This is a genomic window from Desulfofundulus sp. JL263-se (assembly GCF_056316025.1).
This window is the reverse complement of sequence record NZ_CM149993.1, coordinates 2,303,682-2,325,681: the sequence shown is the minus strand read 5'-3', so window position 1 is coordinate 2,325,681 and position 22,000 is coordinate 2,303,682. Positions and strand designations below refer to the sequence as shown.

General features: G+C 46.7%; 26 protein-coding genes, 2 tRNA genes and 1 pseudogene. 23 read left to right on the top strand and 6 right to left on the bottom strand.

What is annotated here, in order from left to right:
* The 13 genes from tgt to ACX4JR_RS12000 all read left to right on the top strand — a co-directional run bounded on the left by tgt (position 1) and on the right by ACX4JR_RS12000 (position 12,407).
* A complete protein-coding gene (gene tgt / locus ACX4JR_RS12060) occupies positions 1 to 1,116 on the top strand; it encodes a tRNA guanosine(34) transglycosylase Tgt (protein WP_476058293.1) in 1,116 nt (371 codons plus the stop codon).
* A 77-nt stretch (positions 1,117 to 1,193) separates the two neighbouring features.
* Positions 1,194 to 1,481: a preprotein translocase subunit YajC gene (gene yajC / locus ACX4JR_RS12055; RefSeq protein WP_476058292.1), complete on the top strand. Its 288-nt coding sequence runs from the start codon at positions 1,194 to 1,196 to the stop codon at positions 1,479 to 1,481.
* A gap of 93 nt (positions 1,482 to 1,574) precedes the next feature.
* Complete coding sequence (locus tag ACX4JR_RS12050; protein ID WP_476058291.1) at positions 1,575 to 2,234, top strand: HD domain-containing protein; 660 nt, start codon at positions 1,575 to 1,577, stop codon at positions 2,232 to 2,234.
* A 26-nt stretch (positions 2,235 to 2,260) separates the two neighbouring features.
* On the top strand, positions 2,261 to 3,496 hold the full coding sequence (gene secD / locus ACX4JR_RS12045) for a protein translocase subunit SecD (protein WP_476058290.1): 1,236 nt from the start codon (positions 2,261 to 2,263) through the stop codon (positions 3,494 to 3,496).
* 23 nt (positions 3,497 to 3,519) lie between these two features.
* Complete coding sequence (gene secF, locus ACX4JR_RS12040) at positions 3,520 to 4,389, top strand: protein translocase subunit SecF (protein WP_476058289.1); 870 nt, start codon at positions 3,520 to 3,522, stop codon at positions 4,387 to 4,389.
* Positions 4,390 to 4,489: 100 nt separating this feature from the next.
* On the top strand, positions 4,490 to 4,789 hold the full coding sequence (locus ACX4JR_RS12035) for a DUF5665 domain-containing protein (protein ID WP_476058288.1): 300 nt from the start codon (positions 4,490 to 4,492) through the stop codon (positions 4,787 to 4,789).
* A gap of 35 nt (positions 4,790 to 4,824) precedes the next feature.
* A complete protein-coding gene (locus ACX4JR_RS12030; protein WP_476058287.1) occupies positions 4,825 to 5,538 on the top strand; it encodes a TraR/DksA C4-type zinc finger protein in 714 nt (237 codons plus the stop codon).
* 357 nt (positions 5,539 to 5,895) lie between these two features.
* On the top strand, positions 5,896 to 7,647 hold the full coding sequence (locus ACX4JR_RS12025; RefSeq protein ID WP_476058286.1) for a sigma 54-interacting transcriptional regulator: 1,752 nt from the start codon (positions 5,896 to 5,898) through the stop codon (positions 7,645 to 7,647).
* Between the two features lie 67 nt (positions 7,648 to 7,714).
* The gene (locus tag ACX4JR_RS12020) at positions 7,715 to 8,410 is read left to right on the top strand and encodes a YkgJ family cysteine cluster protein (RefSeq protein ID WP_476058285.1); all 696 of its coding nucleotides are present in this window, start codon (positions 7,715 to 7,717) and stop codon (positions 8,408 to 8,410) included.
* Between the two features lie 22 nt (positions 8,411 to 8,432).
* On the top strand, positions 8,433 to 9,095 hold the full coding sequence (locus ACX4JR_RS12015; RefSeq protein ID WP_476058284.1) for a DUF4198 domain-containing protein: 663 nt from the start codon (positions 8,433 to 8,435) through the stop codon (positions 9,093 to 9,095).
* Positions 9,096 to 9,343: 248 nt separating this feature from the next.
* Complete coding sequence (locus ACX4JR_RS12010; RefSeq protein WP_476058283.1) at positions 9,344 to 10,300, top strand: MBL fold metallo-hydrolase; 957 nt, start codon at positions 9,344 to 9,346, stop codon at positions 10,298 to 10,300.
* Between the two features lie 6 nt (positions 10,301 to 10,306).
* A complete protein-coding gene (locus ACX4JR_RS12005; protein WP_476058282.1) occupies positions 10,307 to 11,713 on the top strand; it encodes a MurT ligase domain-containing protein in 1,407 nt (468 codons plus the stop codon).
* Positions 11,685 to 12,407 carry a type 1 glutamine amidotransferase gene (locus ACX4JR_RS12000; RefSeq protein WP_476060549.1) on the top strand — a complete coding sequence of 241 codons (723 nt, stop codon included), beginning with the start codon at positions 11,685 to 11,687 and terminating at the stop codon, positions 12,405 to 12,407. Before ACX4JR_RS12005 ends, ACX4JR_RS12000 begins: the two co-directional genes overlap by 29 nt.
* Before the next feature lie 69 nt (positions 12,408 to 12,476).
* Here ACX4JR_RS12000 and ACX4JR_RS11995 read toward each other — a convergent pair whose 3' ends face one another.
* Positions 12,477 to 13,556 carry an Mrp/NBP35 family ATP-binding protein gene (locus tag ACX4JR_RS11995; protein ID WP_476058281.1) on the bottom strand — a complete coding sequence of 360 codons (1,080 nt, stop codon included), beginning with the start codon at positions 13,554 to 13,556 and terminating at the stop codon, positions 12,477 to 12,479.
* Positions 13,557 to 13,761: 205 nt separating this feature from the next.
* Here ACX4JR_RS11995 and ACX4JR_RS11990 point away from each other — a divergent pair, with 205 nt between their 5' ends.
* From ACX4JR_RS11990 to ACX4JR_RS11970, 5 genes and pseudogenes are all read left to right on the top strand, one after another.
* Complete coding sequence (locus ACX4JR_RS11990; RefSeq protein ID WP_476058280.1) at positions 13,762 to 13,899, top strand: hypothetical protein; 138 nt, start codon at positions 13,762 to 13,764, stop codon at positions 13,897 to 13,899.
* A gap of 454 nt (positions 13,900 to 14,353) precedes the next feature.
* The gene (locus ACX4JR_RS11985) at positions 14,354 to 16,252 is read left to right on the top strand and encodes a PrkA family serine protein kinase (protein ID WP_476058279.1); all 1,899 of its coding nucleotides are present in this window, start codon (positions 14,354 to 14,356) and stop codon (positions 16,250 to 16,252) included.
* Between the two features lie 52 nt (positions 16,253 to 16,304).
* Positions 16,305 to 16,445, top strand: a pseudogene (locus ACX4JR_RS11980) (sporulation protein YhbH); the annotation flags it as partial.
* Positions 16,446 to 16,500: 55 nt separating this feature from the next.
* The gene (locus tag ACX4JR_RS11975; RefSeq protein ID WP_476058278.1) at positions 16,501 to 16,794 is read left to right on the top strand and encodes a hypothetical protein; all 294 of its coding nucleotides are present in this window, start codon (positions 16,501 to 16,503) and stop codon (positions 16,792 to 16,794) included.
* Positions 16,795 to 16,973: 179 nt separating this feature from the next.
* Positions 16,974 to 18,077 carry a helix-turn-helix domain-containing protein gene (locus ACX4JR_RS11970; protein WP_476058277.1) on the top strand — a complete coding sequence of 368 codons (1,104 nt, stop codon included), beginning with the start codon at positions 16,974 to 16,976 and terminating at the stop codon, positions 18,075 to 18,077.
* Between the two features lie 276 nt (positions 18,078 to 18,353).
* On the opposite strand, the gene ACX4JR_RS11965 is transcribed toward ACX4JR_RS11970, so the two are convergent.
* Positions 18,354 to 18,785: a hypothetical protein gene (locus ACX4JR_RS11965; protein ID WP_476058276.1), complete on the bottom strand. Its 432-nt coding sequence runs from the start codon at positions 18,783 to 18,785 to the stop codon at positions 18,354 to 18,356.
* A 19-nt stretch (positions 18,786 to 18,804) separates the two neighbouring features.
* Here ACX4JR_RS11965 and ACX4JR_RS11960 point away from each other — a divergent pair, with 19 nt between their 5' ends.
* From ACX4JR_RS11960 to ACX4JR_RS11940, 5 genes are all read left to right on the top strand, one after another.
* Positions 18,805 to 19,098, top strand: a complete 294-nt coding sequence (locus ACX4JR_RS11960; protein WP_476058275.1) for a hypothetical protein — start codon at positions 18,805 to 18,807, stop codon at positions 19,096 to 19,098.
* Complete coding sequence (locus ACX4JR_RS11955) at positions 19,099 to 19,548, top strand: hypothetical protein (protein WP_476058274.1); 450 nt, start codon at positions 19,099 to 19,101, stop codon at positions 19,546 to 19,548.
* Positions 19,549 to 19,640: 92 nt separating this feature from the next.
* Complete coding sequence (locus tag ACX4JR_RS11950) at positions 19,641 to 19,871, top strand: hypothetical protein (protein WP_476058273.1); 231 nt, start codon at positions 19,641 to 19,643, stop codon at positions 19,869 to 19,871.
* Positions 19,872 to 19,887: 16 nt separating this feature from the next.
* Complete coding sequence (locus tag ACX4JR_RS11945; protein ID WP_476058272.1) at positions 19,888 to 20,103, top strand: hypothetical protein; 216 nt, start codon at positions 19,888 to 19,890, stop codon at positions 20,101 to 20,103.
* Positions 20,103 to 20,561, top strand: coding sequence for a metal-dependent hydrolase (locus ACX4JR_RS11940; RefSeq protein ID WP_476058271.1), 459 nt, complete (start codon positions 20,103 to 20,105; stop codon positions 20,559 to 20,561). The genes ACX4JR_RS11945 and ACX4JR_RS11940 overlap by 1 nt, the downstream gene beginning before the upstream one ends.
* Positions 20,562 to 20,611: 50 nt before the next feature.
* Here ACX4JR_RS11940 and ACX4JR_RS11935 read toward each other — a convergent pair whose 3' ends face one another.
* The 4 genes from ACX4JR_RS11935 to ACX4JR_RS11920 form a co-directional block, all read right to left on the bottom strand.
* Positions 20,612 to 20,896 carry a hypothetical protein gene (locus ACX4JR_RS11935; RefSeq protein WP_476058270.1) on the bottom strand — a complete coding sequence of 95 codons (285 nt, stop codon included), beginning with the start codon at positions 20,894 to 20,896 and terminating at the stop codon, positions 20,612 to 20,614.
* Positions 20,897 to 21,143: 247 nt separating this feature from the next.
* Positions 21,144 to 21,219: transfer RNA gene (locus ACX4JR_RS11930), tRNA-Lys, on the bottom strand.
* Between the two features lie 22 nt (positions 21,220 to 21,241).
* Positions 21,242 to 21,337, bottom strand: a tRNA-Cys gene (locus ACX4JR_RS11925).
* A gap of 186 nt (positions 21,338 to 21,523) precedes the next feature.
* Positions 21,524 to 21,949, bottom strand: coding sequence for a CGGC domain-containing protein (locus tag ACX4JR_RS11920; protein WP_476058269.1), 426 nt, complete (start codon positions 21,947 to 21,949; stop codon positions 21,524 to 21,526).
* Positions 21,950 to 22,000 lie beyond the last annotated feature (51 nt).

The following is a 22,000-nucleotide window of genomic DNA, read 5'->3' as shown; positions in this document are numbered from 1 at the left end:
ATGTCAGTAAAATTTAAAGTATTACAAGAAGATTCCCGGAGCTCTGCCCGCCTGGGGTCCCTGGAAACTCCCCACGGCAGGGTGGATACACCGGTTTTCATGCCGGTGGGCACACAGGCTACTGTGAAAACAATGACTCCCGAAGAAGTTTACGATGTGGGTGGGAGGATTATCCTTAGCAATACCTACCACCTGTATCTTCGTCCGGGGCACCGACTGGTGCAGGAGGCCGGGGGGCTGCACCGGTTTATGAACTGGCCCGGGCCCATTCTTACTGATAGCGGCGGGTTTCAGGTTTTTAGCCTAGGTCCCCTCCGTACCGTTACGGAAGAAGGGGTAACCTTTCGCAGTCATATAGACGGATCCAGGCATTTTATCAGTCCGGAAAAAGCAATGGAAATTCAAATGGCCCTGGGATCCGATATAGCCATGGCCTTTGATGAGTGTGTTCCGTATCCCTGCAGCTGGGAGGAAGTCCGGGCCGCCGTGGAAAGGACCACGCGCTGGGCGACCCGCTGCAAGGAGTTTCATAATCGGGAGGACCAAGCGATTTTTGGCATAATACAGGGAGGGACATTTAAGGACCTACGGGAAAAAAGTGTAAAGGAATTAGTAGAGCTGGACTTTCCCGGTTACGGCATAGGAGGGCTCAGCGTAGGGGAGCCGAAGCCGTTAATGTATGAAATTTTGGAACATACGGTTCCTTTACTGCCACCTGACCGCCCCCGTTATTTAATGGGAGTGGGGTCACCGGACTGCCTGCTTGAGGCGGTGGCCAGGGGCGTGGACATGTTTGATTGTGTATTGCCAACCAGGATTGCCAGGAATGGGACGGTGTTTACTCATGAAGGGAAGCTTGTGGTGCGTAACGCCCAATATGCCAGGGATTTCGGTCCTTTGGATCCCCGTTGTGATTGTTATGCCTGTCGCAATTATACCCGGGCTTATATCAGGCACTTAATAAAGGCCAATGAGATATTAGGTATACGCCTGACCACAATACATAATTTATATTTTTTGGCCAGGCTCATGGAAAATATTCGCCGGACCATTAAACAAGGCAATTTTTTGGAATATAAGCAGCAATTCTTGCAATCATTTTTAAAAAACGAATAAATTCCGCTATCTCGAAAGGGAATTGGAAAATAACAACGAATACCTACAGTATTTGTGGGAAGGGAGGTAAAAGGTAGATGGATCCTAATTTGGTAGGCATTCTTTATATCGTCGGGCTATTTGCTCTTCTTTGGTTTTTATTAATCAGGCCCCAGCAGAAAAGGCAGAAGCAGCACCAGGAAATGATAAGAAACCTCAAGGTAAATGACGACGTGATAACCATTGGCGGGATATATGGAACGATAGTAAAAATCAAAGAAGATTCTTTAATTTTACGGGTGGCAGATAATGTGAGAATCGAAATTTTGAAGAATGCCGTTTCCCAAGTTCGGTCCAGCAGCGAGGGAGAGGATGGCAAGAAGTAGTTGTACCCGTGCCAAGAGTAGACCGAAGTCTACTCTTTTTTCTTGGAAGCTAATGGTTAGACCACTATTAATATCCTGATTGGAGGACGAACTTTGGTCACATTGGAAGATGTCAAAAGCCATCCGGTAATTGACAGCTTTATTCGTAAAGGCAATCAATATCTAGGGGTTCTTGGATTTACTGAACACAGCTACAGGCATGTTAACCTGGTATCCGGTATTGCCAAGAGTATTTTACTTAAATTGGGTTATCCCGAGCGGGAAGCCGAGCTGGCTGCCATAGCAGGTTACCTGCACGACATAGGCAATGTGGTTACCAGGAATGAACACGGCATATCAGGTGCCGCGCTGTGTTTTCCCATATTACTTCAAATGGGTATGGACTCGGATGAAGTGGCCACTGTAATCTCGGCCATTGCCAACCATGAAGAAGAGTACGGCCACCCGGTGAGCAATGTGTCTGCGGCATTAATACTGGCAGACAAGTCCGATGTACACAGAACCAGGGTACGGAACCAGGATTTTGCCACCTTTGATATACATGACCGGGTCAATTATGCCGTGGAGCAGGCGTTGCTCAGCGTAGACAGCGGCCGGAAAACTATTACCATGGACTTAACCATTGATATAAACATATGTCCGGTAATGGAGTATTTCGAAATTTTTCTGACCCGGATGATGTTATGTCGCAGAGCTGCTGCTTTTTTAAACTGCAAGTTTGAATTGGTTATTAACGGGGCCAAATTGCTGTAGAAAATGCACTTGGGGGGAAAAGGAAAATGCGATGGGGTAGATTTTTTATACTTATTGTCATAATTGCCGTAGTAGCAGTGGCAGGGGTATCCGCCGTGGCGCCGCTGAAAATTTTCAATAAATACGAGCAACTACCCTGGGTTCAGGAAAATATTACCCTGGGCCTTGATTTGCGGGGTGGCGTGCACGTGGTGCTTGAGGCTCAGGATACCCCTGAGTCTAAAGTTACGCCTGATTCAATGAGGAGGGCAAAAGGTATTATAGAAGAGAGGGTAAACCAGCTGGGTGTTGCCGAGCCGGTGATTCAGATCCAGGGTGAGCGGCGGCTTATCGTGGAACTTGCCGGGATAGAAGACCCGGAGAAGGCTGTAAGGGACATGATAAAACCCGCTTTCTTGGAATTTAAAACAGCCGACGGAAAGACGGTGTTAACGGGTAAGGATCTCAGAGATGCCCGGGAGTCCAGGGACCCCACCAGCGGAGCAATTGATGTTAATCTAACCTTTAATCCGGCAGGTGCCAAAAAATTTGCCGAGGTTACCAGCGAAAATGTGGGCAAGCCCTTGGGCATCTACCTGGACGGTAATCTGCTTCAGGCGCCCGAGGTGCGGGAGCCTATTCTTGACGGAAAAGCCCGCATTACCGGGTATTCCAGCCTGGAGGAAGCCCACCGGATGGCCATATTACTCCGTTCCGGAGCTTTACCGGTTAAGCTAAAGGTGCTGGAAAAACGTTCCGTGGGTCCCCAATTGGGCGAGGACTCCTTGAAAAGTTCCCTTAAGGCCGGGATTGTGGGATTAATTGCTATATTGGTTTTTATGGCCTTCTATTACCGTGTACCGGGCTTGCTAGCCGATTTGGCGCTTATCATATATGCCCTGCTGGTTCTGGGAGTATTTATAGGTATTAATGCTGTAATGACATTGCCGGGAATAGCGGGCTTTGTGCTATCCCTGGGGATAGCGGTGGATGCCAATATTATTATTTTCGAAAGGATAAAGGAAGAGTTAAGAAACGGTAAAACTTTGCGGCCTGCTATTGACGCCGGGTTTAAGCGGGGATTTGTGGCGGTTTTTGATGCCAACGTAACCACCCTTTTAGTGGCTGTTGTCCTTTATTACTTAGGTGCGCCGCTTTTCCGGGGCTTTGCCGTTACATTGAGTATTGGTATTTTAGCCAGCATGTTTACTGCTATTACCATGACCCGGTGGATGTTGCACTTGCTCGCAGGAAGTAACCTGGTTAAAAGTATAAAAATATAAGGGGCATAAGGGGGAGAAAGAATATGTCATTTCATTTTGTCAAACTGCGTAAAATATGGTACGTGATTTCCCTTGCCGTTATCGTGCCCGGATTGATATCCCTTATGCTTCAAGGACTTAATTTAGGGATTGATTTCACCGGGGGCAGCTTGGTAGAAGTCAGGTTTAAAGAGCCGGTCACCATTGAGGAAGTACGCGGTGTAGTATCCGGGCAGGGTTTGGAGTTCGCCAAGGGAATTCAAAAAAGCGGTAAGACCGACTTTTTGATTCGCACAAGGGAGCTGACTGAGGAAGAGAGTGCCGCTTTAATATCCGCATTGGAGGAGAATGTAGGTGAACTGGACTTGCTCCGCAATGATAGGGTCGGCCCGACAATCAGCCGTGAACTGGTATGGGACGCCCTCTGGGCGCTCCTGGTTGCGGCAGGTTTAATCTTAATTTATATTTCCATCCGCTTTGAATTTAAGCAGGGGATAGCTGCTATCATCGCCATCTTACATGACGTATTTGTGGTACTGGGTGTATTTTCTTTGTTACAAATGGAGGTTAATAGTGCCTTTGTTGCAGCCATGCTTACAATCATTGGTTATTCCATTAATGACACTATTATTATTTTTGACCGGATAAGGGAAAATCTTCGTACCGGCAAAAGGGGAGAAAGCCTGGAAGATTTGGTCAATAAAAGCCTGTGGCAAACCCTTACCCGCTCTTTAAACACGGTGCTCACCGTGGTATTTGTACTGGCGGCCCTCCTCATTCTAGGAGGTTCCACTATTCAGAACTTTGTTTTTGCCATGTTGGTAGGGGTTATAAGCGGAGCCTACTCCTCGATTTTTACTGCCAGCCCCGTTTGGGTGGACTTAAAGTTAAGGGAAAAGATTGCCAGGGCGTAACATTTATGATTTGAAATATGTGCTGTGTAAACGGGGATATATTTACCCCGTTTATTTTTTTAATCGAAGTAGGGAAAATTAACTTTCAGGGAGGGGCATTATGGAAAGCCATCAAGAACGGGTTTTAAAAGCCTTGGAAGAAAGGTTAAAGGAAGTTGCCCAAAACATGGAGCGAATGAAGTTGGCGGAATACGTTCGCCTACTGGAGAACCCTTGGAAGTTACTGTATATTAATTTCATCAGCGGAGTAGCCCGAGGGCTGGGGATTGCCGTGGGCTTTGCCATCCTGGGAGCCATCATAATCATTATTTTAAGGCAGCTGGTGGCATTAAATTTACCTTTAATCGGGGGATTTATAGCCAATTTGGTTGAAATTGTAATGCTGCAGTTAGGCAGGTAACAAATAATTTTTTCTGTAAGGGATGGTGAAAAAATTTGAACCAGGAAAAGTTGCAGTATTTTAAGCAGAGGCTCTTAAAGGAAAAGGAAGATTTAAGGAAAAGTATTTCAAGTATGGAAAAAGACAGGCTTGACGTGGCCCTTGAGGAGTCCACAGGCGAGCTCTCTACTTATGACCAGCATCCCGCGGATGTGGGAAGTGAAATTTTTGAGAGAAGCAAGGATTTAGCTCTGCGCGAGGCCGACCGCATAAAACTCGAGATAATTGACGATGCCCTTATGCGCATAAAAAACGGAAAATATGGTGTTTGCGATACCTGTGGAAAGGAAATTTCTGCTAAAAGGTTGGAAGCTCTACCATATACCACAATATGCAAAGAATGTAAGGAGAATTGGGAGAGGTGCTCCAAAATGTCAGTGCGGCCTGTGGAGGAAGATTTGTTGAATCCTCCTTTTGAGCGGAGCTTCAATGACGGAACAGGTGAAATTATGTTTGACGGTGAGGACAGCTGGCAGACCGTAGCCCACTGGCAGGAGAATGCTCCGGAGACCGGTATCGGCTCATATTACGGTTCCGGTGATATGAAAGCCGAGGACATTGGATATGTGGAAGAAGTGGACAATATTCCTTACGAAGTAGGGGACGACGGCCAAATTTATAAAAGTTTCAAAGGGAGGGATGACGAAAGTTCTCCGGCGGAACAAATCGATGTGGGTATAGAACATACTGAGGGCCCCAGGGCCCAGTAAATAGATGTGCTGTTCTTTTTAGGGGCAGACCTCCATACCTCCTGCGGCGTCACCAGTTGAGGATAAAATTTATGTTACCGATTGCATAAGTTAGCAATATCCAGCCTGGTAATGTTTAGGCCGGTCCTCCCCAGCAAGTGGACTGCGTGGTGCTGTCGGTGCGAATACCTGGGCACAGCAGGGAGGGCCGGCTATAAGCAATGACGTTGTTTTATGGTCAAAGCAAATAGTTTTTACCTTTTACTTTGCGGGAAAATTTTGAATTGGTGCAGGATTTTTATCATTTTATGTCGAAATCTAAAGATAGTGTCAACGTTATTTACACCGTGGAGGGAAAGATGGGAACGGGGTGAGGCAATGGCCTTTGAAACTAACCATGCAATTGATAAAAACCTTACTTTGAAAACAATAGTAGACTCAACGGCAAACGCTATAGTGGCCGTCGACCTTACAGGTAGAATTATTTATGTAAACAAGCAGGTGGAAAATTTTCTGGAAATGCCTGCAGAAGAAATACTGGGACATCATGTTAAGGAATTTTTCCCTAATACGGGGCTTTTGGAAGTATTGGTTGACGGTAAGCCGCAGTTGGGTCGCAGGCTTTCTTTGAAAAATGGTACTTATTTAACGAATAGGACACCCATTTATTCAGATGACGGCGAAATAATCGGTGCGGTTGCGGTTTTTCAAGATATCACCGAGTTGCAAAATATAATTGACGAACTTAGTGATGATAATGAACGTATTCGTGAGTTAAAAAACTTGCTGGAGACAATACTGGACCTTTCCAGTGACGGAATTATCGCGGTAGATCGGAACTATAAGATTACAATGTGCAACAAGTCTTTTGCCTCCTTTCTTAATAAAAAGCCTGAGGATATAATTGGCAAACATGTTAAAGAAGTGTATGGCAATCCCATATTCCCCAGGGCCATGGAAACCGGTGAGCCTGAATATGGATACCTCACCACTTTAAATGGAAAAGAAATAATTGCCAACCGGGTTCCTATAATTAAGGACGGAGAGATTGTGGGTGCCCTTGGGAGTATTGTTTTTGGTAACCTGGATGATTTTTGGGCCCTGGCGAAAAAGATCCAGAATCTTAAAAATCAGCTGGATTACTATAAGGATGAATTGGAAAAAGTACACCGGACAAAGTATACATTAGATCACATTATTGGCCAAAGCAAGGAAATTGTTGCCATAAAGGAAACGGTGCGCCGGGTGGCCCACAGTAATTCAACGGTTCTCATCACCGGTGAAAGCGGGACGGGTAAGGAACTTTTTGCTCATGCCCTGCATACTGAAAGTGCGCGTCGCAAAGGTCCTTTTGTTAAAGTTAATTGTGCCGCGGTACCAGAAAACCTGTTGGAGTCAGAATTGTTCGGCTACCAGGAAGGCGCATTTACCGGTGCCCGTAAGGGGGGACAAATCGGTAAATTTGAAATAGCCAACGGGGGTACTATCTTTCTAGATGAAATAGGAGACATGTCTTTTCATATGCAGGCCAAGCTTTTAAGGGTATTACAGGAGAAGGAAATCGAGCGGCTGGGTGATAATCGCCCGCGTAAAGTTGATGTGCGGGTTGTAGCTGCAACCAACAGGAATTTAGAAGACTTGGTAGCCAAAGGTGAATTCAGAGAAGATTTGTATTACCGGATAAATGTTGTTTCGTTAAATATTCCTCCCTTACGTAAACGTTTAGATGATCTTGAATTGTTAGTGGATTATTTTATTAAGCGTTTTAACAAACAGTTTGGCCAAAGTGTTAAAAAAGTGGACCCCGAGGTTATAAATATTTTTTATAACCATGATTGGCCCGGCAATATCCGGGAACTGGAAAATGTGGTGGAAAGGGCTTTTAATGTCCTGGACGGGGATAAAATCAAAAAGAAACATCTTCCTCTTTACTTACAAAAAATCAGCCTGCATAAAAATAAGCGGGTTGGTTCCGGAGGATTGCCGGAGTTAGTGGAAGAGGCTGAAAAGGAGGCGATTTTGGAAGCCCTTAATGCAGCCAATGGCAATAAAATGAAGGCTGCCAAATTGCTCGGTATATCCAGGGCCGGGTTGTACAAAAAACTAAAGCGTTATAAAATAAATGAATAAAAAAGACAGTCCATGCCGGGACTGTCTTTTTTCCTATGCAACTAGAGCTTGAAAGGTGTTTCAAGGAATGAGTCCGCGGGATAAGGTTAAAGTATCGGTGGTTAAATACCGGGGGGCGAACGGCTATGATATAGCCGTAAAGGAGGAAGATGCCACCCTCCAGGACTACCTGAATGCTTTAAATCGGGCCATAGAAAAGTTGCCTCTTAGCCGGGCCCGCTGCAGTAAGCGAAATACTTGCGCTGGCTGTGATTTGTGCTGCGCTGAAAGGGCCCCTCTTACCTGGATTGACCTGCTGAACTTAAGGAACCCGCTTAATATAAATGAAGAATCTTTTGATGTACAAAAGGTATTAAAACAGGTAGGTTATATAGTTATCGATGGCCCCGTGGTTGATATTATGCTCCGCCGCGGAGAGGATAATAAATGTCTTTTTTTGGACAGGGAGAGTAAACTTTGTACTATCTATCCTTTTAGGCCCCTGGTATGTCAGGTGTTTATCTGTGCGCCTAGTACACACCGAGCCCGGTGGTTGTGGGAGGTGGTAGTTAACAAGGGGGAGGATGAACTGGTAAGAAGGTGGCTTATAGAGGCCAGGGAGAATGGCCGAAAACCCGATTATGATGAAGGATATAAGCCACGCCCCCGCCTTAGTGACTGGAGGCCAACACCCTTTACGGGTAAAAATTCTTATGGGGAAGTATTAATAAGGGATGTATGCCCGACAAAGCTTTGGAAACTCCTGAGAAACGGTAAACAATAAATCAAAACATGGGGGGCTAAAGTTGGAAAACAACACTTTTGCAGAAATAGAACGTGGTTATGCTGTGTGGCTGGAACCTACTCACCTTCATTTTCACCCGGGGAACAAAATAGAAATTAAGGCCCTCTGGGGCAACAAAATGCAGAAGGATGGTATAGGTAACGCGGAGAACTGGAAGGTATTTGTTACTGACCCCTCCGGGAAAAAATTAGATGCGGAAATTACATACGGTGGAGGGTTATACGCAGGAGTATACTTTAAGGCGGAAGAGGAAGGTTTATATCATGTGATGGTAGAAAATGATGCCGGGGTATACCAAGAAAATTATTATTCCCAGTGGGCCAGCCTGCTGGTTCCTGTTGGTCATCACATTATTGTTACCGGACACGGGCTGGAAATTGTGGCTGCAGAGTTTAAGGAGTTCTGCCTCGGGGATACCGTTACTTTACAGGTTCTTTTTAACAGGAAACCCCTTCCCGGTATCGAAGTGAAAGCCACTTATCACCTCTACGAGGGGTCGGGCTATCCTTATAGTGAAACAACCGGTAGTGAAGGAAGGCTGAATTTTACCTTTGACAACAAGGGTCACTGGATGTTCTTGGTAAATTATAAGGAAAATGTTACTGGACAAGAATATAAGACCAGGTACTATACTTCTACATTTGTTGTTCCGGGTGTAAGGTAGATACACCCGGTAACCCGGAGGCCAAGTGCCCGGTAAAGGAAAAGTAAGGAATCATATAAGTACCCGTTATTGTCGAGGACGGCAAACTAATTAATATCCACAGGATATAACAGCGGTGGATGAGGGGTTCAAAAGGTCGGCCGGAGGCCGGCTTTTTCGGGTCCCGCTTAATAAGTTGTTAGCAAATATGACTGTGTGATATACTGAAAATGTCGTTAAAATTTAAGGAGCATAGTGGGGGTAAGTTAATGCTTTCAGTATATCAATTATCGATTCCAACCCCATATCCCGTGGGACCGGTGAATGTATTTTTAATTAAGAATGAACCTCTTACCCTGGTTGATGCGGGGCCGGATACCCCGGAATCCCAAAAAGCCCTCCGGGAAGGCCTTAAATCTATAGGGGTTGAAATTGCCGATATTAAGAGAATTTTTTTAACCCATTCCCACCCCGACCACTGCGGCCTGGCCGGTTGGATAAGTCATATATCCGGAGCCAGAATTTATGCGCACCCGTACGAACTTCGCAGGATGACGGCTAATAGCGACCACGTTAAAGAGAGAATGCCTTTTGTGATACAGTCAGGTTTGCCCGTGGAAGAGATAGCCAAGGTGATGGGGCAAAAAGACAGACTGCCTCGGCCCAATCTCGATCGTAACGATGTAGAGGTTTTACATGGCGGGGAAACTTTTGAATATGAAGGAGAAAGTGTCCAGGTATTACATTTACCCGGACATGCTCCGGGGCACTTGTGCTTGTTCGCTCCCCGGGAGGGGTTTTTCTTTGCCGGAGACTTTTTACTCCCTCATATTACCCCCAATCCCATTATGGAACCGGATCCTGAAAATCCTTCCCGGCGGTTACCTACCCTTCAACAATATTTATCCGGCCTGCAGGCACTCGAGCAGATGGATATAAAATTGGTTTGGCCGGGACACGGGGGTGTTTTCAATGATTTCAGGAATGCCATTAAGGCAGGGCGCAAGCACCACCAAAAGCAATTTGAAAATATAAAAAATATACTGAGCACCGGGCGAAAGAACTGTTACCAGATAAGTAAAGAAATTTACCCCTCTCTAAAAGGTTGGAATGTTTTTATGGGGATTTCGGAAATCCAGGCTCACCTGGATTTCTTGTATGATAGAGGTGAATTGGGCGGGGAGTTTCAGAATGGTGTAATGTATTACTGGAATGTCGGGAGGTAAAGCTTATTGCGACAGCTGGTAATGTTATTGGCACTATGGGCTGCCAAAACTGCCATGTGGCTCAGCAGAGCATTGGGAAAAGGGAAAGGATCATCCTTACCGGGCATGGTTGCCTTAAAAATATATCCGGATATCCTGCCATGGTTCTCCCGCCAGCCTCGCAGGGGAACCGTTATGGTTACGGGAACCAACGGGAAGACCACCACCAACAATATGCTGGCGCAAATTCTAAGTTCCAGCGGTTACAGGGTACTGGCCAATTGGGAAGGGGCCAATTTAATTACCGGAGTGACCACGGCCTTTATACGGGCCTCCAACTTGTGGGGCAAAATCGATTGTGATTATGCCCTGCTGGAAGTTGACGAAGCTGCCTTTCCCATTGTTTCCCGCCGGGTTCACCCTCATACAGTGGTGGTGACGAATTTTTTTAGGGACCAGCTGGACCGCTACGGAGAGCTGGATACCACCATAAGAATGGTGCAGGTATCCCTGGAAAAAATGGGGGAAGTAAAACTGGTTCTCAATGCCGATGACCCCTTGGTAGCCCAACTGAAACAAAAAACCGGCCAGAAGGCTGTATTTTACGGCCTGGCCTCTCAAGAAGGGAATGTTGATATGGGGGCAGATGTCCGGGAAGCTAAATTTTGTCCCTTTTGCGGGGCTTGCCTGCATTATAATTCATATAGTTACAGCCAGCTGGGGGAGTATACCTGTCCCGGCTGTAAATTCCGGCGCCCGGAGCCTGACGTAAAAGCTACCCGGGTAGAAAAACAGGGAGACTTGTTTACAGGGGTTGTTTCCCACCAAGGGCATACCTTTAATTTAATGGTACCTGCGGAGGGGATTTATAATTTTTATAATGCCCTGGCGGCCTTAAGCACTTCCATATTGCTAGGAATCGAGTTTGCTGCCGCTGTAAGTGTATTGCGCAATTATATCCCCGCCACCGGCCGCATGGAACGCTTCACGTACAACGGAAAGCCAGTATTGCTTAACCTGGTAAAAAACCCTACCGGGTTTAATCAAGCTCTTACCATCTTGTTAAATCAGGAAAGGGTACAGGATGTGTTAATAGCCATTAATGATAATGATGCGGACGGAAGAGATATATCATGGCTGTGGGACGTAGACTTCGAGGTATTGGAAAATGTTCAGGACCAATTTATCAGCTTTATTTGTACGGGAAAGAGGGCTGAGGAAATGGCGGTCAGGTTAAAATATGCCGGAGTTTCCCCGGAGAAAATTTTCGTTGAGGGCGATATGGGAGAGGCTGTTTCCAGGGTTATATCCGGGAACGGCCAAATAGCTTTCCTGTTGGCCACTTATACAGCCTTATGGCCGGTAGAGGCTGTACTGGCAAAAAAGGCGAAGAGAGTTGAAGACCGTGTTAAAAGTTTGTCATCTGTATCCTGATTTGTTAAATCTATACGGGGACCGGGGAAACGTACTGGCTTTTACCCGGCGGTGCCAATGGCGGGGGATTCCGGTTAAGGTCGTGAAAGTTAATCTGGGAGAAACGGTTGATTTTAATGAATTCGATTTTTTGTTTATAGGTGGAGGATCAGATAGGGAGCAGGCACTCTTAGCTTCCGATTTGAGCCGGCAGGTTGCAAGTCTGAAAAAAGCCGTGGAAAACGGTCTTGTAGTTTTAGCTATATGTGGCGGTTACCAGCTGCTGGGAAAGTATTACTTGATGCCGGACGGGAGAAAAATCCCCGGACTGGGTTTGCTGGATTTTTATACCGAGGCGGGGGACAAGAGGCTTATCGGCAATGTGGCTGTGGAAGTGGAGCTGGCCGGTAAAAAAATAAAGGCGACAGGTTTTGAAAACCATGGCGGGAGGACTTTTTTAGGCCGGGTAAAGCCCCTGGGAAAGGTGCTTTACGGAAACGGTAATAACGGGGTTGACGGCTTTGAGGGAGCGAGGTATAAAAATGTTTTTTGCTCATATTTACACGGGCCCCTTTTGCCCAAGAACCCCGCCATCACCGACCATATGATATCCCTGGCCCTCCGGCGCCGGGGAAGGGAGGCTTTCTTAATTCCCCTGGATGACCGTTTGGAAGAAATGGCCAACTCCGCGATGTTGAAGAGGCTTTTAAAATAAGCCGCCTGCACTTTTATGTGCAGGCGGCTTATTTATGCTTATGGAAGCTCACGGCTTCTAAGCGGGACCTCACCCGCCGGCTTCCAGGGAACAGGCGAATTTTAGCGGCTGTCGCGGCTCCTTCATCCTTTTCTCTTTCGCCTTTTGGGCAAGCTCCGGTATCTTGGCGGCAATTTCTCTAAATTCCCGCGCGTTGTCACTCTTGCTTACTTCCGACATTCTACCGTTATCTGCTGCTTCCCGCAAGGACTTTCTCATTGGGATGTGCCCCAGTACCCGGGTTCGCAGGTCCCGGGCTATTGCTGAAAGGTCATTGCCGCTTTGTCCGAAAATGTAATGCTTCTCCCCGCACTTATCACATTCAAAGTAGGCCATATTTTCAATTATACCCAGGGTTTGCATATGCACCTGTTTTGCTAACATGCCCAGGCGCGTAGCCACTTGATAGGATGTAACCTGGGGGGTGGTAACTATAATGAACGAGGCCCCGGGCAGTAAATTTATCAAGCTGATGGTAACGTCCCCCGTTCCAGGGGGCAAGTCAACCAGTAAGTAATCCAGCTTGCCCCATTCTACGTTATTTACAAACTGATCTAGGATACCCTGAAGCATGGGGCCCCGCCAGGCCAGGGCTTGGTTTTCAACCACCAGACTGCCCATGGAGATAATTTTTACGCCGTCTTTCTCCACGGGAACCACTATTGTTTCGTTTTTAAGATTTGGGGTTTTGCCCAGGACTCCGGTAAGGCGGGGTATGCTAAAGCCGTAAATATCGGCATCAAGTATGCCCACGGAATAACCCATGTTTCTCAGGGCAAAGGCCAGTCCTACGGTTACAGTGGACTTTCCCACGCCGCCCTTACCGCTGCCGATGGCAATTACATGAGTATCGGAAAGGTAATTCTCCGGTGTATCGCTTATAAAATTAACTTGTACTGTTTTTACCCCTTCCACTGTCAGGGCAGCGGTGGATATTTCTTTTTCCGTGCGCAGCCGGGATTCCTTGTCCGGCGGGGTAAAGTTAACATCAATTACTGCCTTACCGTTATCATCGAGGTTAACATCAATGATTACTTCCGAAACAGGTATTTCCTGGCCCGGGAGATTAACCGCACGTAAAGTTCGCCTGATTGTTTCTCGGATATCCACGCATACTTCATCTCCTTTTTAAAACTATTGTTATTATTTCTAGAAAACTGGCGAAATTTCCTTGGTTAATTTGTATTACTTTTTAACTGTATATTTTTCCTTCATTGTTATAAAATTTTAAATGGAAAAACCCTCTTCCGGAAAGGAAGAGGGTTTTTTATGAGGGGCCCGTATGACCTAAGCTACAGTCATTGCGAATATCTGTATGGCCCACGACAACCTTTCGGCTGCCGCAGACCATTACGACATCCGCAATGACCTTTGCTCGACTACCATGGATATCTTAGGAGCCTGCAGCGGCTTCTCGGCCACTGCAGACCCCCAATCCATAAACCTATCCTAAAGGGAACTATGGATAAATCGACACCCATGATAATCTTAGTTCGACCAATGGATATCGCTTATAACCACATTGCAGTCCTTCGGACTGCAATACAGCCTCCCGGAACATCCATTGATCTGTCCTCCGGCTAATATCGAGCCATGCGACCCAGTATTAACCTTCGGCCGGCCGTTACAGAGCCTTTCGACCCTGTAACGGCTTTGGCTCGGCCATTACGAACCCGTTTTTTATTATGGCCCTTTTAACCGGAATTATAGTGGAAATTTGTGGGTGAAAATCAGAATAAAAATAATTGGGCAAAAATACCCCGCTAGCTGTTGACTTCTGGCGGGTATTGCATTTTTAGAGCTCTGGATTGAATCTTTTTTTTACCAATTCTGCATATAATATATTACTCGTTGAATAGTATTATCATAATCTGCCACTTATAATTCTAGAGGAAAGGAGTGAGATAATGGATTTTGTAAAACGGCTGCAAGAATATCGCTTAGCAGAAAAACAGCAAGCCTGGAGAGGAACATTTAAAAAATACCTGCAGATTGTGAAGGAACGTCCCTGGGTATGCCAGTTAGCCCATTCTCGCATATATCAAATGATTAAGGATGCCGGAATCGAGGAAAAAGAAGACGGAACCAAACACTATAAATTCTTTGAGACCGAACTTTTCGGGCTGGATAAAACCCTGGAAAAATTGGTGGAAGAATATTTCCATCCTGCCGCCCGCAGGCTGGATGTTCGGAAGAGAATTCTTCTGTTGATGGGTCCGGTAAGCGGTGGTAAATCCACATTGGTACATATGTTGAAAAAGGGATTGGAGCGATACAGCCGGACTGACAGGGGAGCGGTTTATGCCATTAAAGGATGCCCCATGCATGAAGAGCCCCTCCATTTAATTCCAAAGGACCTGCGGGAAGAATTTCAGAGGGAGTACGGTATTTATATCGAGGGAGAACTTTGCCCGTCATGCCGTTTAATGTTGGAAACCGAATACAACGGAAATATTGAAGACGTTGAAGTAGAACGTATATTTTTATCCGAAGAAAACAGGGTGGGCATAGGAACATTTACTCCGTCAGACCCCAAATCCCAGGACATCGCGGACCTCACCGGGAGCGTTGACTTCAGTACCATAGCCGAGTACGGATCGGAGTCGGATCCCAGGGCGTATAGGTTTGACGGCGAGCTAAACATTGCCAACCGGGGGATTATGGAATTCCAGGAAATGCTAAAATGTGACGAAAAATTTCTATGGAATCTTTTAAGCTTATCCCAGGAAGGCAACTTTAAAGCAGGAAGGTTTGCCTTAATTTACGCCGATGAAATGATTGTGGCTCATACCAATGAAAACGAGTACAAAGCGTTTATCAGTAATAAGAAAAACGAGGCACTGCAATCCCGAATTATTGTTATGAAGATACCTTACAACTTAAAGGTTTCCGAAGAGATAAAAATCTATCAAAAGCTAATTAGGCAGAGTGACCTCAAAGATATTCATATCGCCCCGCATGCACTGCGGGTAGCTAGTATTTTTTCCATTCTAAGCCGTCTTAAGGAAAGCAAAAAGCAGGGCATGGACTTAGTGAAAAAGATGAAGTTGTATGATGGTGAAGATGTGGAAGGTTTTAAGCAAAAGGATGTTGCCGAATTAAAGGCGGAGCACCCCGATGAGGGTATGTCGGGGGTAGACCCGCGTTATGTAATCAACCGTTTAAGTTCTGCTTTAATAAAAACAACCACCAAATGTATAAATGCCCTGGATGTATTGCGTGCTTTAAAAGATGGCTTGGATCAGCACCCGTCAATCACCAAGGAAGAACGGGAAAGGCTTTTGAACTTTATTTCCATTGCCCGCCAGGAATATGATGAAATTGCCAAGAAAGAAGTTCAAAAGGCCTTCGTTTATTCCTATGAAGAGTCGGCCAAGGTATTATTTGATAATTACCTTGATAATGTGGAAGCTTATTGTAACGGAGAAAAAATCCACGATCCCATTACTGATGAGGAAGTTGAGCCTGATGAAAAATTAATGCGCTCTATTGAAGAGCAAATAGGCATATCAGAGAGCGCCAAGAAAAGCTTTAGGGAAGAAATTCTCATTCGACTGTCCAGTTATGCCAGGAAAGGTAAGAAATTTGATTATAAATCCCACGAGCGCCTGCGTGAAGCAGTGGAGAAGAAATTATTTGCCGACCTTAAGGATGTGGTAAAGGTTACCACTACCACCAAAACCCCGGATGCTGATCAACTAAGGCGTCTTAATGAGGTTAGTGCAAAATTGATTGATGAATATGGTTACTGCCCTATATGTGCCAATGAGTTACTCAAATATGTTGGTAGTTTATTAAATAGGTAAAATGTTTTTGTATATTGGTTGCTTTGGGAGGAGGTATAGGAGGGAAGTAAAAATGCCCGCCAGATATATTATCACCCGGGAAGATTGGTCTTTGCACCGTAAGGGTGAAATAGACCGCCAGCGTCACCAGGAAAAGGTTAAAGAGGCTATCAAAAAAAATTTAGCCGACATTGTAAGTGAAGAAAGACTAATGACAATTATCTGATATTCTGGAAGCCCCGGATGGCGGGCATTGGAGGGATTTGATTTTGAACGTTTTGTGCGAACAACTCCGGGACGATATCCGCCGGCTGGGCATGCCGGTAATTATGCTGCAGAGTTTTGCCTTGACCTTAAAAGCCCGGCCAGAGCGGTATAAAGAAGATGAGACCAACATTTCTTTTTTCGACCGGGACGGTCTTGTGGCAACTGTCGGAAAACATTACGCAAAACTCGTTGAGAAAAATCGGCCGGATAATTACGTGCAGAACTGCCGGAAGTGCTATTCGGTGCAGTGTGTGGAAACAGGTGCCCACATAGCCTGGATATTCTGGCCGGGGTAATCCTTAAAACCCACCGAAATTCAATTATAAATCATTGTTACCGAAAAAAAGCCCGCACCTTTTGTGGTGCGGGCCCTATTTTTGGGGGAACGGGTCCCGGATTTTGCCCCCCCACCCCGAAATTCACGTCGTGCAGGGCTTTAAACCGGGATGCACGAACAAAGGAGAAATTCAAGTATATGGTAACAGGAAATGAAAGGGAAGTCAATGATATCCAGGCAGAACCAAGTACATATTTGGAAGATCAACGAAGCCGGGGGTGGTTCTGGGACTGCAACGAAGTTTTTGAATCGGATCTTTCCAAAAATGCTATTATCGTAAGATTATACCTTGCTAAATGTGCCAACGGAGATCGGCAGGCATGGCCTTCTTTGAACACCATAGCCAAGTGTTGCAAAATGAGTAAACCTACAGTCATTAAAGCTCTAAAGGAACTGGAAGAGAAAGGATGGTTGCAAAGGATCATCCGAAAGCGGCCCAATCAAGAGCATGACTCTACCGTGTATATTCTTAAAGATCCTCCTCCAGCTTCAACCACAGTCAATTCAGAGGGGGGTAGTAAAATAGCTTTACCACCGGTAAAAAATAAAACCGGGGGGGTGGTAAAACAGTTTTACCACCCGGTAAAAGAATTTAACCACCTGGTAAAACAGTTTTACCCTAATAAGACCCAAGGAATAATACCCAATATAGATAATACTAAGTTGTTAGTATCCTCACTACGTTCGGATACTAACAACAGCGCAGTGGACTTCCAGTCCACTGACGCTCTCGTCGACAATGAATTCCAAAATAATAAAAATAAATGCGATAGCCACCTGCAAGCGGGTGTAGCAGATGAAAAAGGGAACGAAGAAAATAACCGCGATAGCCACCCACAGGCGGGTGCAGCAGACACAACAGCCAGTGGCAAAAAGCAGGGAACTATGGAGTTACCTGCGAGTAAAGAATTAATAGCTCTTCTGGTTAAAGAATATCACGCTATTGAAGGTATTGAACGAACCAAAGGGGATTACGCTTTCCTTGGCGGACTTTACAACAAATACGGCTATGACTGCGTTTTGGAAGCTATTTATGAACTTTCTCTTGCCGTAGCCGCCCAGAAAATCGACAAACCACTTATTTATCTTAAGGGCATTCTAAGAAATATGGAAAATAATTATAAACAACGGGAAGGAGTTAGGGGTGATACAGCCCGTAATGAGGGTTCTACACCAGCAAAAACTGAAAAAACAGAAAGACAAAAGAAAAAAGAATTTATTAAATCTTTGTATTGTAATTGACCGCCGCGCTTGCAGGTATGGGTGCGACAGGGAGTTACTTTTGGAGTAAAACCGGTGAAGACTTCAACCAACGAAAGTCGGAAACTGATTCCGGCTTTTATTATTTACCGGCCCCCCGGCCTCCCTCCGGTCGGCCTCCCTGTAGGACACCTGCAACACCCAATAGTAGAACAAATGTGTACACCACTTTAGCCCAGGCAGGACCTGGGCTAACCCTGTATACACCCCGCGTACACACACGTTTCAACAGCTCGGAAATCCAGACATTGAGCCTGCTCAACACGTACACACCTCCGGGGTCACCCTGGCGTGCCGGCCCGGCACCCCGGGCCCCTGCCTGACATAACCAAACTTTCTGCTCGTTACCGCGCCAGGCCAGGCAGCCAGGACCGCGGGCCAACCCCGGGCCCCAGCCCGGGAAATCCAGGCCCTGGAGGTCCGGGGCCCTGCGGGCTCGGGATAGCCGGTTACCCGGAAAACCAGGTCTCCGGGAAATCCAGGCTCCCGGGCCTGGTACCGGAACCCGGCGCGGAGCGCCGGGGCCCGGGGCCCGTGATCCAACGCCGGGAGGTCCCGGCGCCCGGAGCCTCCGGAGTGCCGGGCGCAAGGTATCCCAGGGGCGCCTGGTGCCCGGCTGCCCTCCAGGGGCGCTGCGCTGGCAAGCGCCGGGCAGCCGGGCTGCCCGGCACTGGGGCCCTTAAAATTCACGGAAAGGAGTGAGGTATCTTTGAAAACAGAACCAGTCACCATCCGCCTCCCGGTAGGCCTTGGCGACCGGGTAAGAAAAAAGGCAAGAGAAGAGAAACGGAACATATCGGACGTCGTGGCAGAGGCCCTGGAATTTTTCCTGGCCACGGGCCGGGAGGGGTTTTACCGGAACAGCCGTGAGGCCCGGGACTACGCATACCTGGCAGCATACACCCTGGTGTATAACAGGGCCAAAGAACAGGGTAAAGACCCGAAGCAATTTTTGGATGACCTGGCAGAAGCCGTATTGGGAAGGAAAGCAGGTGAATGGTAAATGCCGACGACTGAACAAAGCGTGAACTGGCGGGTGACGGTTTACCCGCAATATAGCGAAATGAGGGTGGTAAGGCTGCTGCAGCGTATCAAACCCCGGGACGAGACCGGGGAGAGGACCACGCCCAGGCAGTGGCTGGGCCGCCGGGCCGGGTACTTCACCCATTTCAAGCGACCCAAGGTGGTGGTTGTGGTGATGAGGCCCAGGCAGCGGGTAGACCCGGGGGCCCTGGCCCGGAGGGCCGCCCGGCTCCTGGAGGCCAGGTCGGGGCTGGTCCTGGATTGGTGCTGGGGGGAGAAAGGAGAAAGCATCTATTTGGTGGTGAAGACCCTGGCCCGGGACAGGGCCGGAAAGAACCGGGAGTTCCGGCTGGAGAGGGACGATATATGGGAGCTGAAGGAGCTGGTGCCGGGAAAGGAGAGATTGAAGCAGAGGGAGAGGGGTAGATGAGGATATACTTCAGCGGGGCGGATAGGCCCAACGCCATCGTATCCTGGCACGGGCCGGGGCCCGGCGGGTGATGGTGAGTTTCGCGGAACCGCTTGGACGTTGTGGGGGATCTGGCTGCCACTGCGGCCAACCAGGTGGCTATGGAGGCGGCTGAGTTCTCGCCGGTGCCGGTGTTCCATTACGGTGAGCCGTGGGACCTGCTCCGGCAGCTTGTGCGCAGGTATCCTTTGTCGGCCTCGGCGGAACTGTTAGCGCGTGTAAGATACATGATAAATCTTGAGAGCGCTTCCAGGACGGGATTTCAGGGGGCGTTTCCTTTTTGAGGAGGGTTTTTTAGCGATGTCTATTTCCATCTGGAAGCAGACCTGCGAAACATGTTATAAGGCAGTAAGGCGCAAAGGCCGGGTGATAGGGTGCCAGGTCCTTAAGAGCAGGAAGTACCCATTTGAGCGATACGGCAAGTGCTGGGCTTATACTGATGACCTGGCCTGGAAACAAAAGGTAGCGCAGGCGGTTGAAAGGTATAAACTTCATCCGGCAAAGGAGAGTGCCTGATGCTCTGGTATACACACCTGGCAATGGGCCTGGCCGCCGGGTACATGGTTGCCGGGCCCGATCCGGTATTTCTTACAGCAGCAGGCATAGCGGCGCTTTTGCCCGACCTGGACCACCCGGGGAGCTATGCCGGGCGCCGGGCCCCCGTGCTATCAACGATGGTGCGGGTAAGTTTCGGGCACCGCGGGGCTCTGCACAGCCTGGTTGCGGCTGCGGCAGCGGCCCTGGCCGTGGGCCTGGCAGGGGGGCCCGCCCTGGCTCTGGCAATGGGCGCCGGGTACCTGGCGCACCTTTTTGGGGATCTGCTGACGCCATCCGGCGTGCCTCTTTTGTGGCCGTGGCCGGGGAGGGTAAGGGTACCGCTGGTACGGACCGGTGGGCTATTGGAGCGGTATATTGTATTTCCGGTAGCGGCACTAGGGTTTGCGGCCCTGACAATAAGGCAAGAGTTATTTTGATGTATGTTATGTTTGTAATGTGTAATTGAACCCTTAATTAGTTATTATGACTATTCTCTAAATACCCATTTTGAGTAATAAGCATTAACAGAAAAATCAACATAAATTCTAGATATTTCGTTTTCAAATACTAATGTAGAAGCCATTCGTTCATCTTCTAAATAATAATAACCACGCTGTTCCATGAAATCTATCAATGCTTGTTGTGCATTATCTGGCTTAGCAAGATAGACTTGGGGATACTCTTGAATTTGCACAATTTCTGATTTGGTAAACATTATTTTAACAAGTCCCATTCCACTCAAAATAGGGTTCGGAGTATCAAATTTATTCATTGATACAATTGTGGACATAGTTAATAAAAACACGATGACAACAAATATTATTGCGATGTTTCTAAATCTTATCAATCTAATCCCCCATATAAACTACTAATTTTTTACCGCATATCAACTATTTTAAGGGGTTTGGAAGTTCTTATCAATCATTAAATGTACAGCAAGTAAGGTAAATAAAGCTAGCCGTTAATTAAGAGGCGAATTTTATTTACAAAAAAAGGAGTTCCGACAAAAGGAACTCCCTTGGTGGGCCATTAGGGACTCGAACCCCAAACCTGACGATTAAGAGTCGCCTGCTCTACCAATTGAGCTAATGGCCCATAGATAGTTGACTACTGAATTTGGAGGGGAGAAGTCGGAATCGAACCGGACTCCCACCTGGGTTACAGGCAGGCCAACGGGTTTGCAGCCCGTGGGGGGACCATCCCCTTTCTCCCCGGAAATATATTAACATAAACATATTTAATAATGCAAATAAACAATATTTATTAAAAGTATTTTTAATTATAAAGAGCTTAAATTGTAAATGAAAAAATATATATTTTTCTTTTCTTAATACACATTCCAAAGAAATAGTGCAGGGTAGATTTTTCATCTACCCTGCACTATACACAATATGTTTTATTAACGACTTAAGATTAGGTCTGTCATGTCTTTTGTCTCAATGCATAATAGTTCACGAACTTCCCCCTGGAATGTGGTTTTATCACGTGGTTTATGTGTGCCTTCAACGATTTCTATATTAGGATATTTTTCCTTAATTGCTTTGATGTATTTGTTAATGAACGGGCAAACAGCGGTCATGCAATATGAGAGGTGAATGGCATCAATCCTCAAGCTTGCAAGGGATTTTACGCGTCTTAAAATTTTTTCAGGAGCTCCAACAGTTGGGCATCCGGCACAAGAGATGATACCAACTAGGATAGTTTCCTGATCCTTGTATTTCTCAAAGAACCCCCTTTTTTTGCGCAAATCGGTCAGGCATACTGCCGAAGCACAATTTAACTCTTGGGTACAGTTCCAACATGTTAATATTCCTATTCTAGGCATTGCAAACCCTCCAATTTAAACTTTTACAAATTATAACATAACCCCAAAAAA